The organism is Methyloversatilis discipulorum, from assembly GCF_000385375.1.
GTDB lineage: Bacteria > Pseudomonadota > Gammaproteobacteria > Burkholderiales > Rhodocyclaceae > Methyloversatilis > Methyloversatilis discipulorum_A.
This window is the reverse complement of sequence record NZ_ARVV01000001.1, coordinates 813764-830758: the sequence shown is the minus strand read 5'-3', so window position 1 is coordinate 830758 and position 16995 is coordinate 813764. Positions and strand designations below refer to the sequence as shown.

The 16995-nt window shown below is 66.9% G+C and carries 13 protein-coding genes; all 13 read left to right on the top strand.

Going from position 1 to position 16995, the window contains the following annotated elements:
* Nucleotides 1-203 precede the first annotated feature (203 nt).
* The 13 genes from METRZ18153_RS0103995 (at nt 204) to METRZ18153_RS0103935 (ending at nt 16988) form a co-directional block, all read left to right on the top strand.
* On the top strand, nt 204-2111 hold the full coding sequence (locus METRZ18153_RS0103995; protein WP_020163510.1) for a type IV pili methyl-accepting chemotaxis transducer N-terminal domain-containing protein: 1908 nt from the start codon (nt 204-206) through the stop codon (nt 2109-2111).
* On the top strand, nt 2108-2782 hold the full coding sequence (locus METRZ18153_RS0103990; protein ID WP_020163509.1) for a response regulator: 675 nt from the start codon (nt 2108-2110) through the stop codon (nt 2780-2782). Before METRZ18153_RS0103995 ends, METRZ18153_RS0103990 begins: the two co-directional genes overlap by 4 nt.
* Nucleotides 2783-3025: 243 nt before the next feature.
* Complete coding sequence (locus METRZ18153_RS0103985) at nt 3026-4273, top strand: MFS transporter (protein WP_020163508.1); 1248 nt, start codon at nt 3026-3028, stop codon at nt 4271-4273.
* Nucleotides 4274-4295: 22 nt separating this feature from the next.
* A complete protein-coding gene (locus tag METRZ18153_RS0103980; RefSeq protein ID WP_020163507.1) occupies nt 4296-5954 on the top strand; it encodes an MFS transporter in 1659 nt (552 codons plus the stop codon).
* 39 nt (nt 5955-5993) lie between these two features.
* The gene (locus METRZ18153_RS0103975; RefSeq protein WP_020163506.1) at nt 5994-9785 is read left to right on the top strand and encodes a nitrate reductase subunit alpha; all 3792 of its coding nucleotides are present in this window, start codon (nt 5994-5996) and stop codon (nt 9783-9785) included.
* Nucleotides 9786-9796: 11 nt separating this feature from the next.
* Entirely contained in the window at nt 9797-11320 is a 1524-nt protein-coding gene (gene narH / locus METRZ18153_RS0103970; RefSeq protein WP_020163505.1) for a nitrate reductase subunit beta, read from the top strand.
* Nucleotides 11321-11483: 163 nt separating this feature from the next.
* The gene (gene narJ, locus METRZ18153_RS0103965; protein WP_029143532.1) at nt 11484-12170 is read left to right on the top strand and encodes a nitrate reductase molybdenum cofactor assembly chaperone; all 687 of its coding nucleotides are present in this window, start codon (nt 11484-11486) and stop codon (nt 12168-12170) included.
* Nucleotides 12167-12904 (top strand): respiratory nitrate reductase subunit gamma, encoded by a 738-nt coding sequence (gene narI, locus METRZ18153_RS0103960; RefSeq protein WP_020163503.1) that lies wholly within the window; start codon nt 12167-12169, stop codon nt 12902-12904. The genes narJ and narI overlap by 4 nt, the downstream gene beginning before the upstream one ends.
* Before the next feature lie 65 nt (nt 12905-12969).
* Nucleotides 12970-13752 (top strand): peptidylprolyl isomerase, encoded by a 783-nt coding sequence (locus tag METRZ18153_RS0103955; protein WP_020163502.1) that lies wholly within the window; start codon nt 12970-12972, stop codon nt 13750-13752.
* 106 nt (nt 13753-13858) lie between these two features.
* A complete protein-coding gene (gene ubiU / locus METRZ18153_RS0103950) occupies nt 13859-14896 on the top strand; it encodes a ubiquinone anaerobic biosynthesis protein UbiU (RefSeq protein ID WP_029143531.1) in 1038 nt (345 codons plus the stop codon).
* 4 nt (nt 14897-14900) lie between these two features.
* Complete coding sequence (locus METRZ18153_RS0103945; RefSeq protein ID WP_029143530.1) at nt 14901-15842, top strand: U32 family peptidase; 942 nt, start codon at nt 14901-14903, stop codon at nt 15840-15842.
* Complete coding sequence (gene ubiT / locus METRZ18153_RS0103940; protein ID WP_020163499.1) at nt 15839-16276, top strand: ubiquinone anaerobic biosynthesis accessory factor UbiT; 438 nt, start codon at nt 15839-15841, stop codon at nt 16274-16276. The genes METRZ18153_RS0103945 and ubiT overlap by 4 nt, the downstream gene beginning before the upstream one ends.
* Nucleotides 16277-16292: 16 nt before the next feature.
* Nucleotides 16293-16988 (top strand): carbonic anhydrase, encoded by a 696-nt coding sequence (locus METRZ18153_RS0103935; protein WP_020163498.1) that lies wholly within the window; start codon nt 16293-16295, stop codon nt 16986-16988.
* The last annotated feature ends 7 nt before the right edge of the window (nt 16989-16995 follow it).

Genomic DNA, 16995 nt, shown 5'->3' with positions numbered 1-16995 from the left:
AGCGGGGTTCTGGCTCGGGGCCGGCGTGCTGCGGCGCTGCTGCACGCACCGGAAGCGGCCATCTTCGCACCTTCGAGTGGCAGGAAGAGGAGGCGTTCCGGTCTCGGGGATAGTACAAGGAAATAAGTGCGCGGCAAGATCGCTTGACGTCGATCACGTCGTAGACCTCGAAATTCGCACGCACAGCCCCTACACTCGGACACATGTCGAAACGAGAACACTGGGGGCTGGGCGCCAAGCTGGCGGTCGCCGCGGCGCCGTTCGCCCTGCTCGCGCTGCTGTCGATCACGCTCACGCTGTGGATGTCCTGGCAGCTCGACGGCGGCGCTGCTGCCGTCAACGAGGCCGGGCGCATGCGCATGCAGGCCTACCGCATGTCGCTGCTGGTCGCCACCGGCGAGCGCGACGCGCTGCCGCACGCACGACGCGAATTCGACCGCAGTCTTGAACTGCTGCGTGCCGGCGACCCGGAACGCCCGCTGTTCATGCCGCTGGACAACGACATCCGGCGCAGCTTCGATCAGGTACGTGGCGACTGGCGCATCTACAGCGAGCGCTGGCTCGACGCCGCGCCACGCGGCACCGACGGTCTGCGCGACGACACCGCGCGCTTCACCGGACGCATCGACGCACTGGTGGCCGGCATCGAGAACCACATGTCGCACTGGACAGCGCTGCTCAACCTGCTGCAACTCGCAACGATGGCGCTTGCGGTGATCGGTGCGGCGGTGCTGCTCTACATCGGCTATCTGTTCGTTCTGGAACCGGTGGGTCAGCTCAAGCAAGCACTTGAGCGGATACAGCAGGGCGATCTGGGCGCCCGCGTCGAACGCGGCAGCAGCGACGAATTCGGCACGCTGGCTGACGGCTTCAACGACATGGCGGAACAGATACAGGCCATGTACCGCAATCTCGAAGCGAAGGTGACGAGCAAGACGGCCGAGCTGCAGGAAAAGCGCGAGCGGCTGGAGGCGCTGTACGAAGTGACCTCGCTGATCGCGACCGCCCGCTCGCTGGAAGAACTGGCGCGCGGCTTCGTCGGTTACGTCGCACGCGCGGTGCACGCAGACGGCGTCGCGCTGCGCTGGTCCGACGAATCGAATCAGCGCTACCTGCTGCTCGCTTCGCAGGGGCTGCCCGCCTACATGACCGACGGCGAACGCTGCCTGAAGGCGGACGAATGCCATTGCGGCGCACCGAACGCCCCGCCCTACGCCCGCGTCATTCCGATCCGCACGATGGGCGGCGAGGCGCTGCAGTACTGCGGCGAGGCGGGCTTCGAAACCCTGGTGTCGGTCCCGGTCCGTCTGAAGGACAGGCTGATGGGCGAGGTGGACCTGTTTTTCCACGCCAGCGTCGAACTGTCGGCGCCCACCCGCTCGCTGCTCGAAGCGCTGGCGACCCATCTGGCCAGCGGCATGGAGAACCTGCGTCTGAACGCACTGCAGAACGAGGCGGCGGTATCGCAGGAACGCAACTTCCTGGCCAGCGAACTGCACGACTCGATCGCGCAGTCGCTGGCCTTCATGAAGATGCAGGTCGAAATGATGCGCGAGGCGCTGGCCACGCACGACGAAGCCAGTGCGCGCGCGATGCTGGACGAACTCGACGCGGGCCTGCGCGAAAGTTCGGGCGACGTGCGCGAACTGCTGCTGCACTTCCGCACCCGCGCCAATGCCGAAGACATCGAAGCCGCCCTGCTCGCCACGCTGCGCAAGTTCGAGCACCAGAGCGGCGTGCGCGCCTCGCTGGCGATGCGCGATCACGGCATGCCACTGCCGCCCGACGTGCAGATACAGGTGCTGCACATCGTGCAGGAAGCCTTGTCGAACGTGCGCAAGCACGCGCGCGCCGGCCACGTCTGGCTCGACGTGCAGCAACAGCCGCAGTGGCGTTTCGAAGTGCGCGACGACGGCCGCGGCTTTTCCACCGACGGCGGCCCGCCGGACGAAACCCACGTCGGCCTGCGCATCATGACCGAACGCGCCGCGCGCATAGGCGCCCGCATCGAGGTGTTCTCGACCCCCGGCCGCGGCACCTCGGTGGTGCTGACGCTGCCGGCCAGCGACCCTACACTGCTCGACCTCCAGCCCATGCAGGCCGCGTCATGAAAAGCACGTCCGAGAGCCCGATCCGCATCCTGCTGGTCGACGACCACACCCTGTTCCGTCGTGGCCTCACCGCGCTGCTGTCGCGCGATCCGCTGCTGCAGATCGTCGGCGACGCGGCCGACGCCGGCGAGGCGCAGCGGCGCGCCGAGGCGCTGCAGCCCGACGTCATCCTGCTCGACAACCACCTGCCCGGCGTCAATGGCGTCGACGCGCTGCCGGCGCTGCGCGAGGCGGCGCCACAGGCACGCCTGATCATGCTCACCATCAGCGAGGACGGCGAGGACCTGGCCGCCGCGCTGCGCGCCGGCGCCAGTGGCTACCTGCTGAAAACGATGGAGGGCGAGGCACTGTCGCGGGCCATCCACCGCGCGATGCGCGGCGAACCGGTGGTGGCGGACGAGATGACCGGCAAGCTGGTCGAGGTATTCCGGCAGGCTGCCGCGCCGGCGCCACCCGCGGCCGAAGCGCTGCCGCAGAGCGGCGCGCTGTCGCCGCGCGAAACCGACATCCTGCGCGGCATCGCCCGCGGCGACAGCAACAAGGTGATCGCCCGCGACCTCGGTATCGCCGAAACCACGGTGAAGATCCACGTGCAGCACATCCTGCGCAAGCTGGGCGTCAGTTCGCGCGTGCAGGTCGCCGTCATCGCGGTGGAACGCGGCCTGATCTGAGCTCCGCGCCTCGGCGGCTGCATTCGTCCCCGGACTTGGGCCCGTCTCCTGCCGGGCATTTTCCAGCGGCCGCGTATTGACCCTGGTCAACCCTCGTCCAACCGGACGATGGAGTAGTTCTTCGGAACTACACGAACACCCCCACCATCGTTCTTCCGCACCCTCGGCGCGCTACCACCGAAGGATGCCGCAGTACTGCCCCGCTCCCTAAGATCGCCTCAGTCTTAAAGGGAGGATTCCGTCATGACCAGGAAAGGGCAGGCACTGTCGGTGCTGATCGTCAGCACCCTGGCGTTCACCGTGTGCTTCATGGTGTGGATGATGTTCGGCGTGATCGGCATACCGATCAAGAAGGCGCTCGATCTCAATGCCACCCAGTTCGGTCTGCTGACCGCCACGCCGGTGCTCACCGGCTCGCTGGTGCGGGTGCCGCTGGGCATCTGGACCGACAAGTACGGCGGTCGCATCGTGATGACGCTGCTGATGGCGGCCACGGTGCCGGCGATCTGGATGATGAGCTATGCCACCGAGTACTGGCATTTCCTCGTCATCGGTCTGTTCGTCGGTCTGGCCGGCGGCTCGTTCTCGGTCGGCACGCCCTATGTCGCGCGCTGGTTCCCGAAGGACCAGCAGGGCTTCGCGATGGGCGTCTATGGCGCCGGCAACTCGGGCGCGGCGGTGAACAAGTTCGTCGCGCCGGCCCTGCTGGTCGCCTTCGGCTGGACCATGGTGCCGCAGGTCTACGCCGCCATCATGCTCGGCACCGTCATCGTCTTCTGGCTGTTCAGCCACAGCGATCCTGCCCACCTCGTGCCGAGCAACGTGCGCTTCGTCGATCAGCTGAAGGCGCTGAAGGACCCGCGCGTACTGAAGTACTGCCAGTACTACAGCATCGTGTTCGGCGGTTATGTCGCGCTGAGCCTGTGGATGGTGCAGTACTACGTCGGCGAGTACGGCCTCGACATCCGCGCCGCTGCGCTGCTGGCCGCCTGTTTCTCGCTGCCCGGCGGCGTGCTGCGCGCCATCGGCGGCTGGCTGTCCGACAAGTACGGCGCGCACAGCGTCACCTGGTGGGTGCTGTGGGTGAGCTGGATCTGCCTCTTCCTGCTGAGCTATCCGCAGACCCACTTCACCATCGTCACGGTCGAGGGCCCGAAGACCTTTGACATCGGCCTCAACGTGTATGCCTTCACCGGCCTGATGTTCATCCTCGGCATCGCCTGGGCCTTCGGCAAGGCCAGCGTGTTCAAGTACATCAGCAACGACTACCCGGCCAACATCGGCACCATCAGCGGCATCGTCGGCCTGGCCGGCGGCCTCGGCGGCTTCGTGCTGCCCATCATGTTCGGTGCCCTGCTCGATCTCACCGGCATACGCTCCAGCGCCTTCATGCTGATGTACGGCGTGGTGTGGGTGTCGCTGATCTGGATGTACTTCACCGAAGTCCGCCGCACCCCGCTGATGGACGGCACGTCCGCAGCCCAGTCCTGAACCGGACACCACGGAGATCATCATGAACGCAAGCACACACGCCGGCACACGTCCGGTACAGGGCGCCCCCCGCGGCCCCGATGTTGAGGACTGGCGGCCGGAGGACGATGCCTTCTGGGAGTCGACCGGCAAGAAGATCGCCTACCGCAACCTGTGGATATCGATTCCGGCGCTGCTGTGCGGATTCGCGGTCTGGGGCATGTGGGGCATCATCACCGTGCAGATGCTCAACCTGGGCTTCCCCTTCACCCAGGACCAGCTGTTCACGCTGACCGCCATCGCCGGCATCTCCGGCGCGACGATGCGCATCCCGGCCTCCTTCCTGATCCGGCTGGCCGGTGGCCGCAACACCATCTTCCTGACCACGGCCATGCTGCTCGCGCCGGCCATCGGCACCGGCATCGCGCTGCAGCACACAGACTGGCCGCTGTGGGTGTTCCAGCTGATGGCGCTGTGGTGCGGCGTCGGTGGCGGCAACTTCGCCAGCTCGATGTCCAACATCAGCACCTTCTTCCCGAAGCGACTGCAGGGCACCGCGCTGGGCCTCAACGCCGGCCTCGGCAACTTCGGCGTGACGACGATGCAGATCGTCATCCCGCTGGTGATGACCGTGCCGCTGCTCGGCGCCTTCGGCGGTGAGCCGATGACGCTGATGAAGGACAGCGGCTGGATCTTCGGCAAGATCGCCGCCGGCACGCCGACCTGGATCCAGAACGCCGGCTTCGCCTGGGTGCTGTCGCTGGTGCCGCTGTCCATCCTGTGCTGGTTCGGCATGAACAACCTGAAGGCGGTGTCGCCCGACACCGGCAACCCCATCGTCGCCTTCTCGAAGATCACCTATCTGTACACGCTGGCCTTCGTACCGGCGATCTTCATGCTCTATCTGTACCTGCCGGCACCGACCGGTCTGGGCCTGCTGAACATGTGGGTCGCAATTCCGCTGGACATCGTCATGGCGCTGACGGTGATGAAGCTCGCCGCCTTCGGCCCGATGCGCGAAGGTGTGACCCGGCAGTTCAAGATCTTCAGCGACAAGCACACCTGGTCGATGACCATCCTCTACATCGTCACCTTCGGTTCCTTCATCGGCTTCTCGATGGCGCTGCCGCTGGCGATGAAGGTGATCTTCGGCGTCAGCCACGTGCCCGATGCCAATGGCGTCATGCAGCACACGCTGCCGAACCCGAACGCGCCCACCGTGCTGGCCTTCGCCTGGATCGGCCCCTTCGTCGGTGCCGCAGTGCGCCCGATCGGCGGCTGGATCTCCGACAAGTGGGGCGGCTCCATCGTCACGCAGATCATCTCGCTGGTGATGGTCGTCGCGTCGGTGGCGGTCGGCTACGTGATGAAGCTGGCCTACAGCTCGGCCACGCCCGAGCAGTACTTCCCGATGTTCCTCGGCCTGTTCATCGTGCTGTTCTTTGCCAGCGGCATCGGCAACGGATCGACCTTCCGCACCATCGGCGTCATCTTCGATCGTCAGCAGGCCGGCCCGGTGCTGGGCTGGACGTCGGCGGTCGCCGCCTACGGCGCCTTCATCGCACCGGTGGTCATCGGTGCGCAGATCAAGGCCGGTACACCCGAGCTCGCGATGTACGGCTTCGCCGCGTTCTACGCGATCTGCCTGTTCATCAACTGGTGGTTCTACCTGCGCCGCAATGCGTACGTGAAGAACCCCTGACCCCATGCCCCCGCCGAGCCCCGCTACAGGAGAGCACACATGAGCCACTTTCTCGACCGACTGACCCACTTCTCCGCACCGAAGGAAAGCTTTTCGGGCGACCACGGTATCGCCACCGGCGAAGACCGCAGCTGGGAGGACGCCTACCGCGACCGCTGGGCGCACGACAAGATCGTGCGCTCCACCCACGGCGTGAACTGCACCGGCTCGTGCTCGTGGAAGATCTACGTCAAGGGCGGCATCGTCACCTGGGAAACCCAGCAGACCGATTACCCGCGCACCCGCTGGGACATGCCCAACCACGAACCGCGCGGCTGTGCGCGCGGTGCCAGCTACAGCTGGTACCTGTACAGCGCCAACCGCGTCAAATACCCGATGGTGCGCGGCCGCCTGCTCAAGACCTGGCGCGAGGCGCGTCTGAAGCACGGCCCGGTCGAAGCCTGGGCCTCCATCGTCGAGAACGACGCCAAGCGCCGTGACTACCAGCAGGTGCGCGGCCTCGGTGGCTTCGTCCGCTCCAGCTGGGACGAGGTGAACGAGCTGGTCGCCGCCGCCAACGTCTACACCATCAAGAAGCACGGCCCGGACCGCATCATCGGCTTCTCGCCGATTCCGGCAATGTCGATGGTGAGCTATGCCGCAGGCAGCCGTTACCTGAGCCTGATCGGCGGCGTCTGCATGAGCTTCTACGACTGGTACTGCGACCTGCCGCCGTCCAGCCCGCAGATCTGGGGCGAACAGACCGACGTGCCGGAATCGGCCGACTGGTACAACTCGACCTACATCATCGCCTGGGGCTCCAACGTGCCACAGACGCGCACGCCGGACGCCCACTTCTTCACCGAGGTCCGCTACAAGGGCGCGAAGACCGTCGCCGTCACGCCGGACTACGCCGAAATCAGCAAGCTGGCCGACCTCTGGCTGCACCCGAAACAGGGCACCGACGCCGCGGTGGCGATGGCCATGGGCCACGTCATCCTGAAGGAGTTCTACTTTGAAAAACGCAGCGCGTATTTCGACGACTACGCGCGCCGCTATACCGACCTGCCGATGCTGGTGCTGCTGAAGGAGCAGACCCTGCCCAACGGCAAGACGGTGATGGTGCCCGACCGCTACGTGCGCGCCAGCGATTTCAACGGCAAGCTCGGTCAGGCCAATAATCCTGAATGGAAGACGGTGGCCTTCGACGAGAACGGCCGCGTCGTGCTGCCCAATGGCGCCATCGGCTTCCGCTGGGGTCCGGACGGCCGCGCGGACGCCGGCCAGTGGAACCTCGAAGCGAAGGAGGCGCGCCACGGCGGTGACGTGAAGCTGAAACTGTCGGTGCTCGAGGGCGACACCGGTCCGGTCGAGCACACGCAGGTCGCCTTCCCCTACTTCGGCGGCATCGAGCACGAACACTTCCCGCACAGCCCGCAGGGCGGCGGCGACGTACTGCTGCGCACGGTGCCGGTGCAGCGCATCGCGCTCGGCAAGGCCGGCGACAAGCGCGACGCACTGGTGGCCACCGTGTTCGACCTGCAGGTCGCCAACTACGGTGTCGGCCGCAATCTTCCGAACGACAGCGGTGCGAACAGCTACGACGACGACACGCCCTACACGCCCGCCTGGCAGGAGAAGATCACCGGCGTGCCGCGCGACCAGATCATCACCGTCGCCCGCCAGTTCGCCGACAACGCCGACAAGACCAAGGGCAAGTCCATGGTCATCATCGGCGCCGCGATGAACCACTGGTATCACTGCGACATGAACTACCGCGGCATCATCAACATGCTGATGATGTGCGGCTGCATCGGCCAGAGCGGCGGCGGCTGGGCGCACTACGTGGGTCAGGAGAAGCTGCGCCCGCAGACCGGCTGGACCGCACTCGCCTTCGCGCTCGACTGGATACGCCCGCCGCGCCAGCAGAACTCGACCAGCTTCTTCTACGCCCACACCGACCAGTGGCGCTACGAAAAGCTGGGCGTCGAGGAAGTGCTGTCGCCGCTGGCTGACGCCTCGCAGTTCGGCGGCAGCATGATCGACTACAACGTGCGCGCCGAGCGCATGGGCTGGCTGCCCAGCGCGCCGCAGCTGAAGACCAATCCCATCCAGGTGGTGCGCGAGGCCAATGCCGCGGGCGTCGATCCGAAGGACTACGCGGTCGGCGCGCTGAAGAGCGGTCAGCTCGAACTGAGCTGCGAAGACCCGGACGCGCCGCAGAACTGGCCGCGCAACATGTTCGTCTGGCGCTCCAACATCCTCGGCTCCAGCGGCAAGGGTCACGAGTACTTCCTGAAGCACCTGCTGGGCACCAGCAATGGCGTGCAGGGCAAGGACCTCGGCTCCGACGACGCCAAGCCGCAGGAAGTGAAATGGCACGCGGAAGCACCCGAAGGCAAGCTCGACCTGCTGGTGACGCTCGATTTCCGCATGAGCACCACCTGCCTGTATTCCGACATCGTGCTGCCGACCGCCACCTGGTACGAGAAGAACGACCTCAATACCAGCGACATGCACCCCTTCATCCACCCGCTGTCGACCGCGGTGGACCCGGCCTGGCAGTCGAAGAGCGACTGGGACATCTACAAGGGCTTCGCGAAGAAGTTCAGCGAGGTGTGCGTCGGCCATCTCGGCGTGGAACGCGAACTGGTGCTGACGCCGCTGATGCACGACAGCCCGGCCGAACTGGCGCAGCCCTTCGGCGTCGCCGACTGGAAGCGCGGCGAGTGCGACCTGATCCCGGGCAAGACGGCGCCGCAGATGACGGTGGTCGAGCGCGACTACCCGAACGTCTACAAGCGCTTCACCGCGGTCGGTCCTCTGTTGACCAAGGTGGGCAACGGCGGCAAGGGCATCGCGTGGAACACGCAGGACGAGGTGCGCCAGCTCGGCGAACTGAACGGTCTGGTCACCGAAGAGGGTGCGACCAAGGGCATGCCGCGCATCGACACCGACATCGACGCCTGCGAAGTGGTGATGATGCTGGCGCCGGAAACCAACGGCCAGGTCGCGGTGAAGGCGTGGAAGGCGCTGGGCAAGCAGACCGGGCGCGACCACGAGCACCTGGCGATCTACCGCGAGGACGAAAAGATCCGCTTCCGCGACATCCAGGCGCAGCCGCGCAAGATCATTTCGTCGCCGACCTGGTCCGGACTGGAAAGCGAGAAGGTGTCGTACAACGCCGGTTACACCAATGTGCATGAACTGATCCCATGGCGCACGCTGACCGGCCGCCAGCAGTTCTACCAGGACCACCCGTGGATGCGCGCCTTCGGCGAAGGCTTCGTCAGCTACCGCCCGCCGGTGGACCTGAAGACGACGGCTGCGATCGCCGGCATCAAGAGCAACGGCAATCCGGAGATCCAGCTCAACTTCATCACGCCGCACCAGAAGTGGGGCATCCACTCCACCTACAGCGACAACCTGCACATGCTGACGCTGAACCGCGGCGGCCCGGTGATCTGGCTGTCCGAGGACGACGCGAAGAAGGCCGGCATCGTCGATAACGACTGGGTCGAACTGTTCAACGTGAATGGCGCGATCACCGCGCGTGCCGTGGTGAGCCAGCGGGTCAATCCGGGCATGGTGCTGATGTACCACGCACAGGAAAAGATCATCAACACGCCGGGGTCGGAGATCACCGGTGCGCGCGGCGGCATCCACAACTCGGTCACCCGCATCGTGCTGAAGCCGACGCACATGATCGGCGGCTACGCCCAGCTGAGCTACGGCTTCAACTACTACGGAACCATCGGCACCAACCGCGACGAGTTCGTCGTCGTGCGCAAGATGAAGCGCATCGACTGGCTCGACGGCGAAGCCGCTGCCACCGATACCGCCCACGCGTAAGGAGACATGACATGAAAATACGCGCTCAAATCGGCATGGTGCTCAACCTCGACAAGTGCATCGGTTGCCACACCTGCTCGGTCACCTGCAAGAACGTGTGGACCAGCCGTCCCGGCATGGAATACGCGTGGTTCAACAACGTCGAAACCAAGCCCGGCATCGGTTACCCGAAGGAATGGGAGAACCAGGACAAGTGGCAGGGTGGCTGGATGCGCAAGAGCGACGGCTCGATCGCGCCGCGCCAGGGCGGCAAGTGGCAGCTGCTGATGAAGATCTTCGCCAACCCGCACCTGCCGGAAATCGATGACTACTACGAGCCCTTCACCTTCGACTACGACCACCTGCAGTCGGCGCCCGAAATGAAGGCGGCGCCGACGGCGCGCCCGCGCAGCCTGATCACCGGTCAGCGCATGGAAAAGATCGAATGGGGTCCGAACTGGGAAGAGATTCTCGGCGGCGAATTCTCGAAGCGCTCGAAGGACAAGAACTTCGACGAGGTGCAGAAGGACATCTACGGCCAGTTCGAGAACACCTTCATGATGTACTTGCCGCGCCTGTGCGAGCACTGCCTGAACCCGGCCTGCGTCGCCAGCTGCCCGTCCGGCTCGATCTACAAGCGCGAAGAGGACGGCATCGTGCTGATCGACCAGGACAAGTGCCGCGGCTGGCGCATGTGCGTGTCCGGCTGTCCGTACAAGAAGATCTACTACAACTGGCAGTCGGGCAAGGCCGAGAAGTGCATCTTCTGCTATCCGCGCATCGAAGCCGGTCAGCCCACCGTATGTTCCGAAACCTGCGTCGGCCGCATCCGCTACCTCGGCGTGCTGCTGTATGACGCCGACCGCATCCAGGAAGCGGCGTCGGTCGAACAGGACCGCGACCTCTACCAGGCCCAGCTCGACATCTTCCTCGATCCGAACGATCCGAAGGTGATCGAACAGGCACGTGCCGACGGCATCCCGGATTCGTGGATGGAAGCCGCCCGCCGCAGCCCGGTCTACAAGATGGCGGTGGAGTGGAAGGTGGCGCTGCCGCTGCACCCGGAATACCGCACGCTGCCGATGGTGTGGTACGTGCCGCCGCTGTCGCCGATCACCGCCGCCGCCAACGCCGGTCAGGTGGGCGTCAATGGCGAGATCCCGGACGTGAACCAGCTGCGCATCCCGGTGAAGTATCTCGCCAACCTGCTCACCGCTGGCGACACGCAACCGGTCGTGCGCGCACTCGAACGCATGCTGGCGATGCGCGCCTACCAGCGCGAGAAGCACGTAGATGGCCGCATCAACACGGCCGCGCTGAGCCAGGTCGGCATGAGCCAGGCCGCGGTCGAGGATATGTACCACGTGATGGCGATCGCCAACTACGAGGACCGCTTCGTCATCCCGAGCACGCACCGCGAATACGCCGAGAACGCCTTCGACGTGCGCGGCGGCTGCGGCTTCTCCTTCGGCAACGGCTGCTCGGAAGGCAGTTCCGATACCAGCCTGTTCGGTGGATCGAAGCGCCGGACGATTCCCATCAAGGCGGTGGTCTGAATGTGTGCCCCCACGCTCACTGCGTTCGCTGCCCCCCGAGGGGGCTGCGCTCGCCCTTGGGGCGGCCCGGCGGGCGGCGCGTTCGCATCTGCAGGCGCCAATTGTCCTCCGCGTGGCGGACTGTGCACATGCCCGCCACAACTCGTTCATGAGGATCCTCTCAATGTTTAGTCCACCGAAGATGACCCACACGCTGCGCGCCTGCGCGCTGCTGATCGGCTACCCCGACGCCAGCCTGCGCGGACTGCTGCCCGACCTTCGTCTGGCGCTGCACGACGAGGCGGCGCTGTCGGCCTCCCGTCTGGCCGAGCTGGATGCGCTGATCGACACGCTGCAGCAGCAGCCCGCGCTCGATGGCGAAGCCGCCTACGTCGAACTGTTCGACCGCGGCCGCTCGACCTCGCTGCACCTGTTCGAACACGTGCATGGCGATTCGCGCGACCGCGGGCCGGCGATGATCGATCTCGCGCAGACCTACGAGAAAGCCGGCCTATTCCTGTCCGCTGGTGAACTGCCGGACTACCTGCCAGTGGTGCTCGAATTCGCCTCGACCCAGCCGCCGAAGGAGGCGCGCGCCTTCCTCGCCGAAATGGCGCACATCCTGAATGCGTTGTTCACGGCGCTGGTCAAGCGCGAAAGCCGCTACGCCAGCGTGGTCGGCGCGCTGATCGAACTGGCGGGCGAGCGTGCCCATGCGGTGAAGATCCAGCCGGACGAAGCGCTCGACGACAGCTGGGCCGAGCCGCTCGCCTTCGACGGCTGCTCCTCGCACGGCCAGGCCAAGCCGGGCGCTGCGCAACCCATACACCTTGTCCGCAAGTCCTCCGCCACTCAAGGAGTACAACCATGACTTCCTGGCTCGACAACCTGCTGTTCGGTTACTACCCCTACATCTGCCTCGCCGTGTTTTTCATCGGCAGCCTGCTGCGCTTCGACCGCGACCAGTACACGTGGAAGAGCGACTCGTCGCAGCTGCTGCGCCGCGGCCAGCTCAGGCTGGGCAGCAACCTGTTCCACATTGGCGTGCTCTTCCTGTTCTTCGGCCACTTCTTCGGCATGCTGACGCCGCACTTCGTCTATGAGCACTTCATCGGCGCCGGCGCCAAGCAGCTGGTCGCCATGGTGACCGGCGGCATCGCCGGCCTGCTCGGCTTCATCGGCCTGACGCTGCTGCTGCACCGCCGGCTGACCGAGCCGCGCATCCGCGCGACGTCGAAGACCAGCGACATCGTCATCGCCGTGCTGCTGTGGGTGCAACTGCTGCTCGGTCTGGCCACCATTCCGCTGTCGGCACAGCACCTGGACGGCAGCATGATGATGCTGCTCGCCGAATGGGCGCAGCGCATCGTCACCTTCCGCGCCGGCGCGCCGGAACTGCTGGCCGACGCCGGCTGGGTGTTCAAGACCCACATGTTCCTCGGCATGACCATCTTCCTGGTGTTCCCATTCACCCGACTGGTGCACGTATGGAGTGGCTTCGCCTCGGTGCTCTATGTGTTCCGCCCCTACCAAGTGGTGCGCGCGCGCCGGCTCAACCTGCCGGCCGGACACAATCAGCCGCGCCAGCCGGGCGCCGGTGTCTGAGATGATGTGAAGGATGCGTCGCCGCTGCGCGGCGCATCCATTCATAAAAGGATCGAGGAGACACCATGCAGTCCACGCAAGACAGCCGCGGCATCGCCCGCGTCAACGGCATCGCGATCAACGGTGCGGACGAGGACGTCGCGCCGGACGAACTGCGCAACCGCGCCTGCACCGAACTGCTGCGGCAGGCCGCACAGCAGGCCGGCCTGCTGTCCGCCAGCGACGAACAGTCGGCCGACGGCCTGATTTCGGAAGAGGCCGCCACCGCCATCGACACGCTGATCGGCCAGGCGGTGCAGGTGCCGGAGCCGTCCGAGGAAGCCTGCCGCCGTCACTACAGCGCCCACCTCGGCCGCTACACCGTGGGCCAGCGTGCGCGCATGCGCCACATCCTGTTCGCGGTGACGCCGGGCGTCGACGTCAATGCGCTGCGCGGTCGCGCTGAAGCGGTGCTGATCGACGTCCGTGCGCATGCCGACGGCGAAGACCCCTTCCCCGACGCCGCCCGGCAGAATTCCAACTGCCCGAGCAGCGAACGTGGCGGCGACCTCGGCTGGCTGGCGCCGGAAGAGGTGGTGCCCGAGTTCGCCCGTGCCATCTTCGGCCAGCACGACATCGGCGTGCTGCCGCGTCTGGTGCACAGCCGCTTCGGCTTCCACGTGATCGACGTGCAGGAGCGCGAGGCCGGCACCGTGCAGCCCTTCGAGGAGGTGCGCGGCACCGTCGCCGCCTCGCTGCGCCAGCAGAGCTTCGCCACCGCACTGCGCCAGTACGTCGCGCTGCTGGCCGGCAAGGCCGTGCTCGAAGGCGTGGACATGGACATCGCCGACACGCCGCTGGTGCAGTGACATCGGTCGCGCGCGGCGCCGTGTGACACCGGTCTGACCCGGATCAACACGGCGCCGCGCGCGATGCTCACACTGGGCGGCGCCCGCAGTTCCGGACCTTTCCGACATGCAAACATCCCGCACCGCCCACCCAACGCCCCCCCGAAAACCCGCCCTGGTCTGCCCGGCAGGCTCGCTGCGCGCGCTGACGCTGGCCGTCGACGCCGGCGCCGACGCCGTCTACATGGGCCTGAAGGACGCCACCAACGCGCGCAACTTCGCCGGCCTGAACTTCGACCTCGCGCAGGCGCGCGACGGCATCGCCTACGCGCGCAGCCGCGGCCGCGAAGTGCTGATGGCGCTCAACACCTTCGCCGACGCGCGCGCGCCCGAACGCTGGTTCGCCGCGGTCGATGCCGCCGCCGGGCTGGGCATAGACGCGCTGATCTGTGCCGACACCGCGGTGCTGGCCTACGCGCGCGATCACCATCCCGATCTGCGCCTGCACCTGTCGGTGCAGGCCTCGGCCACCACCTGGGAAGCGATCGAGTTCTACCGCGAGCGCTACGGCATCCGCCGCGCCGTACTGCCGCGCGTACTCACGCTGCCGCAGGTCGAGCAGGTGTGCCGCAACAGCGCCGCCGAGATCGAGGTGTTCGGCTTCGGCAGCCTGTGCGTCATGGTCGAGGGCCGCTGCGCGCTCTCCTCCTACGCGACGGGCCAGTCGCCGAACACCGCAGGTGTCTGCTCGCCGCCGTCGGCGGTGCGCTGGGAGGACGGCGCCGCTGGCGTATCGGCCCGGCTCAACGGCGTGCTGATCGACCGCTACGCGCCGGACGAGCCGCGCGGCTACCCGACGCTCTGCAAGGGTCGCTTCGACGTCGAAGGCGCACGCGATTACGCGCTGGAAGAACCGACCAGCCTGAACACGCTGGCGCTGCTGCCGCAGCTGATGGACATGGGCATCGCCGCGATCAAGATCGAAGGCCGCCAGCGCAGCCCGGCCTATGTCGAACAGGTCACCCGCGTCTGGCGCGCCGCCATCGACGACTGCGCCGCGCAGCCGGCGCGCTTCGGCGTGCAGCCGCAGTGGACCGCCGCGCTCGGCCGCTGGGCCGAAGGCCAGCAGCACACGCTGGGCGCCTACGACCGGCCGTGGCGGTGAATCCATGAACACACAGATGACCCCCCGCATCGCCCTGACCGTCGGCCCGGTGCTGTACTACTGGCCGCGCCGCACGCTGCTCGATTTCTACGCCGACATCGCGGTATCGCCGGCCGACACCGTGGTGCTCGGCGAAGTCGTGTGCAGCCGTCGCCACGAAATGAAGGCCGAAGACTGGCTGGCACTCGCGCGCGATCTCGCCGCCTGCGGCAAGGAAGTCGTGCTGGCCAGCCAGGCATTGCTCGAATCGGCCGCCGACCTGCGCGCGCTGCACCGCTGGACCGACCAGACCGGATTCCTGGTCGAAGCCGGCGACGCCTCGGCGCTGCGCGCGCTGGCTGGCCGGCCCTTCGTGCTCGGCCCGCACATCAATGTCTACAGCCAGCCGGCACTGCGCGAGCACGCGGCGCTCGGCGCCGTCCGCTGGGTGGCGCCGGTCGAACTTGCGCTGGACGCGCTGGCGCTGATCAACCCGCCGGCCGCACCCGTGAACGGCGGACCGGCGAACGACACACCGGTCGCCACCGAGGTGTTTGCCTTCGGCCGTCTGCCGCTGGCCTTTTCGGCGCGCTGTTTCACCGCGCGTCATTTCCACCTCAGCAAGGACCAGTGCGGCTTCCGCTGCATCGAACACCCGGACGGCCTGCTGCTCGACACCACCGAAGGTCAGCCCTTCCTCGCCTTGAACGGCATACAGACGCAGTCGGCGGCGCAGCACTGCCTGATCGCCGACGCCCCGGCATTGCGCGCCGCCGGAGTCACCCGCGCGCGGCTGTCGCCCACGTCGCGCGACTTCGCCACCGTGGTCGACCTGTTCGACCGCACCTATAACGGCCCGGCCGACGCCGCGGAAGCCGCCTCGGCGCTCGCGGCGCTGAGCCTGCCCGGCGGTCTGGTCAATGGTTACGCCCACCGCCGCCCCGGACTGGAAAGGATGCCCGCATGAGTCCCTCGCTCCCGATCAGGCTGCCCGCGCTGCCGCCGCCACCCGCCGCACTGCGCACGCTGATCGCCCGCCTGCCGATACAGCCGCCGTCGCTGCTGCTTGCCGCCGCGCTGAACCGCGTGCTGCGTCCGCGCCTGCCGGCTGACGCGGCGCTCGAACTCGCCGACCACACGGTCGAGATCGAGGTGCGCGATTTCGGCCTGCGTTGCCGCCTCGCGCTGCGCGACGGCCGCTTCCGCAGCGCGCCCGACCACGACCCGGTCGCGCTGCGCATCGCCGCCGACAGCGCCAGCTATCTGCGCCTGTTGCGCGGCGACGACGACGCCGACCGCCTGTTCTTCGAACGCGCGCTGGTGATGGAGGGCGACACCGAGTACGGCCTGCTGCTGAAGAACACGCTGGACGCCATCGGTCCGCTGCTGCGCCCCATCTGATCCGGAGGTCATCGCCATGCCCGACGAACTGCTCGCCCGCCTGCGCCGCTTCCACGACCACACCTTTCCCGGCGTGCAGGACCAGTTCCAGCACCTGGTGCGCGACGGCCAGCACCCGACCATCCTGTTCATCGGCTGTTCCGACTCGCGCCTGGTGCCCTATCTGCTGACCGGCACCGGCCCGGGCGAGCTGTTCATCGTGCGCAACGTCGGCGCCTTCGTGCCGCCCTATGACGGCGCCACCCGGCGCGGCGAACTGGCCGGATTCCACGGCACGGCTGCAGCGATCGAGTACGCGGTGCTCAACCTGAAGGTCGCCCACATCGTCGTCTGCGGCCACAGTCACTGCGGTGGCGTGCGTGCGCTGTACGAAGGCGTCGGGCCGGACGCGCCCAACCTGAACGCCTGGCTCGACCTCGGGCGCGAGGCGGTGCTGCCGGTGCAGCTCACCGACGAAGCGCTGCGCCGCACCGAACAGCGCGCCGTCGTGCTGCAGCTCGAACGGCTGATGGACTATCCGATGGTGCGCCGGCAGGTCGACGCCGGTCAGCTCGCGCTGCACGGCTGGCACTACGTCATCGAGGACGGCGAGGTGCACGTGTTCGATGTGCATGTCGGCGCCTTCGTGCCGGCATCGAGTGCCGAGCACAGCGGCACCGGTCCCTTCCTGCCCTTCTCGGGCGACGACATCAGCCCGGTGGATGCGTGGTGAGTCATAC